Origin of the sequence: Aquabacterium sp. (assembly GCF_021768455.1) — a bacterium.
GTDB lineage: Bacteria > Pseudomonadota > Gammaproteobacteria > Burkholderiales > Burkholderiaceae_C > Aquabacterium.
Window position 1 is genome coordinate 1 of sequence record NZ_JAIZVX010000241.1, and the last position, 3,242, is coordinate 3,242.

A 3,242-nucleotide genomic window follows, 5' to 3' on the forward strand; every position below is an offset into this window, starting at 1 on the left:
GCCATGCTGCTGACGCTGGCCCTGCTCACGCTCGGCGGAACAGCGCCCAGCGCCGCCGACACACCGCCCCCAACCCCGCGCAGCAGCCCGCTCGGCAGCCCGCTGATGCCACCGGACGAGGTGCTCCAGGCCACACTCAGCCAACACCCGCTGTGGCTGGCGCGCCAGGCCCGGGGCGATGCCGAACGCCACCGCGCCGACATGGCCCGACAAGGCGGTGCCGAATGGACGCCCAGCTTCAGCCTTGGCCAGCGCTCCTACCACGGCACATCGGCCGGCGAGCCCCGCACCCGCGAGTGGTCCGCCGAACTGGCGCGCGGCCTGCGATTGCCGGCCAAGGCCCGCGCCGACCAGACCCTGGCCGACAGCCAGATCGCCCTCAGCCAGGCCGACACCCGTCTGGCCTGGCACGAGCTAACCCTGGGTCTCATCCAGGCTCACGGCAGCTGGCTCAAGGCCCTGCGCCAGGAAGCCATCTGGCGGGCGCAGGCGGACCTGGCCGACCGTCAATGGCAGGCCAGCCAGCGCAGGCTGCAACTCGGCGACGCCGCCCGCATCGAAGTCACCCAACTCGCGGCCCAAAAGGCGCAGGCACAGGCCCAATTGCTTGCGGCCACCCAGCAACGGCAGGCCCTCGCCGCGCAATTGGGGTCGCGCTACCCGGCTTGGCCTCTGCAGCCCACCGACGCCTCAACCGCCCCGGGCAATGCGGCAAAGGCGTCGAGCTTCGACCTCGCCCGCCAGGCCATGGCAGGGCTGCCCTCTCCGCCCCAGGCCGGTGAACCCACTCGACACCCGGCCCTGCTGGCCAGCGAGCGTGCTCAGGCCCTGGCCGGGGCCCTCGCCCGCCAGGCCGACGCCGAACGCGTCAGCGACCCCATCGTGGGTGTTCAGATCGCCCAGGATCGCAGCGGCAGCGAGCGCTTGCTGGCCCTCACCGTGAGCTGGCCCTGGGGCGGTGAACATCGCCGCCTCAACGCCGCGGCCCAACAGCAAGATGCCCACGCCGCAGCGAGACTGGCCGACGACCAGCGCACCCGCCTGCTGGCCGACTTGCGCCAGGCCTGGCAGGACACCCAGGACACCGCCGCACGCTGGGCCCTCGCGCACGAAGCCCACACCCAGTTGAGCCAGGCTGCCGCGTCATTGGAAAAAGGGTTCCGCCTGGGGGAAGGCCAGCTGGGAGAACTGATCCAGCCCCAACGCCTGGCCAACGAAGCGGCCCTGCAGGAGGCCCAGGCCGAGGTCGACACCTGGCTGGCCATCTGGCGCTGGCAGCTGGAGAGCGGCCAGCGCTGGGTGGCGCCAGAGCACGATTGAGCCCCGAAGCGAGAAGCTATCCATGCACTGAAGCCAGGTCGACCAGCGCAGCCCTCACCACCACGCGCGAGAAGCGCCAGAACAAAATGCGCAAACCACAGAAAGCCTGGAAAAGCCACAGAAATATGCTTCATCAAGCGATGACAAATGATTCATCCACCACCGCCGGCATTCGTCTGTTCATCTCATTGAAACCCAATCAACCTGCATGAAACCATATTCGGCGACTGATCAAAAAAAGATCAGCACGGCCCACATTGGGTTCGCAGCGGATGCCCTCGGCAACATCTCACATGGTGGAAATTCGAACCAACATCGATACACCCGCCATCGTCAGGCCCATGGCCCAAAGTGTGGTCTTGCGCCACAGGATCGGCGTGTGAAGCCCGGCGTCCTGTTTGATCGAAACCTCTTTGCAGGCGCAGGCCCACAAAGAAATGGCCATCGCCAACATGATGAACAAGGTCGGTATGTAGGCGCGGGACAAAAACCAGGCACAAACCATGAAACCGATCATGGAATACCTGAAAAATTCGGCCGTGCGCTTCAATTCTGGCGAAACCTGCGTCGACTCGATGACACGCGTCACCGCCTTGAAGGCGATCACGATCATGCCCATCCACAGGAAGTAGCCGACCAGCCCCAACTCTGCAAAGCACAACACGTAAGAGTTGTGGGCGGTGCGAATGTGGTGCTCGATGAAGTTGCCATAGCCCACCCCGAAAAGCGGGTGCTCCTTGAGCATGATCAATCCCTCAGACCACGCCTCGATGCGTTCGTTGGCCGACTGCTCCTTGGTCGACATCGCGCGCCCGCCCATGGATCCTTTCAACTGATAAGCGGCCAGGGCCAAGGCAGCCAGAAGACCCGTCTTGACGTTCCCAATGCGCTTGCGAAGCGCAAACAAGCCCATCGCACCCAGGCCAACCAACCCGCCTCGCGAATGAGTGAGGTAAAGAACGTAGCCAAACAGGCCGATGAAGGGCCCGATTGACATCAGAACGCGCCACCGGCTCGCGGTTGCCGACACTTGCATGAGCAACCATGGAACCATCATCACCAAGGTCTGCGCAAAGTCGTTGGGATCGCGCAAAAAGCCAACAGAGCGCACCCGCCACACATAGGCCCCGGAGGTGTCCTGAGCGGGAATCACCGCGATGTCCACGGGCAACTCGACGTCTTCGCTGGCCATCTGTGGAATCACCAGTTCTTCGACCCGGAAGCCCAGGTGGTAGGCAGCCAGCGTCTCCACACAAAGGAGCGTCAGGCACAAGATGAACAGTCGCACCACCGTCTGACAACGTGCAAACGTGTTGACGTTCAATGCAGTCAGCACAAAGAGCATCGCCGGGGTGCTGAAGTCACCCACAGCCCAACTGAGGCCACCGAAACCGCCGTTGAACAACTGTGACAACGCCACCGCCAGGCTGAGCCCTGCCAGCAAACCAAAACTTCGTGGTACCGGAGGCTTGCCCGCACGGGCGGACTCTGCCAGGGAAGCCAGAAAGGTCACACACCACAGGATCAGGATCGGGCGCCAAGCCATCAGATCGGGCGCAAATTGCTCGATCGGCCTGACGAACACCATGAACACATAGAGAAGGTAGCAGCGGAAACCCATTCAATGCCTCACAGGAAAAGACCGGACTTCCTGGGCACATGTAAGCAGTCCGCAATGCAATCAACACCTCTCTTTCACCGGCCGCCGAGGTCCTGGACAAATCTTTTCACAGATCCCGACAAAGGAAGCCAAGAAACCGTGTGATTTTTAACGGCCCAGCGTCCCCTCATCCGCCATACCCCCCCGATTCAAGCGTACGCCAGGTTCACGAATAGTTACAGAGCCTGCGCAAAAGGGAAGGAAACTTCGCTCCGAAGACAGGGAGCCCCCATCTTCTGGGCCGTGAAGAAACTGCGCTACC

Annotated in this window: 2 protein-coding genes; one reads left to right on the forward strand and one right to left on the reverse strand. The window is 63.0% G+C overall.

All coding sequences use genetic code 11. The features are described 5' to 3' along the window. Window positions 1-1,320, forward strand: a 1,320-nt coding sequence (locus QZ994_RS19200; RefSeq protein ID WP_290877512.1) for a TolC family protein, incomplete at its 5' end; no start/stop codon positions are given. Window positions 1,321-1,609: 289 nt separating this feature from the next. Here the strand turns inward: QZ994_RS19200 and QZ994_RS19205 are convergent. Beyond that, entirely contained in the window at window positions 1,610-2,941 is a 1,332-nt protein-coding gene (locus tag QZ994_RS19205) for an O-antigen ligase family protein (protein ID WP_290877514.1), read from the reverse strand. Window positions 2,942-3,242: the final 301 nt, after the last annotated feature.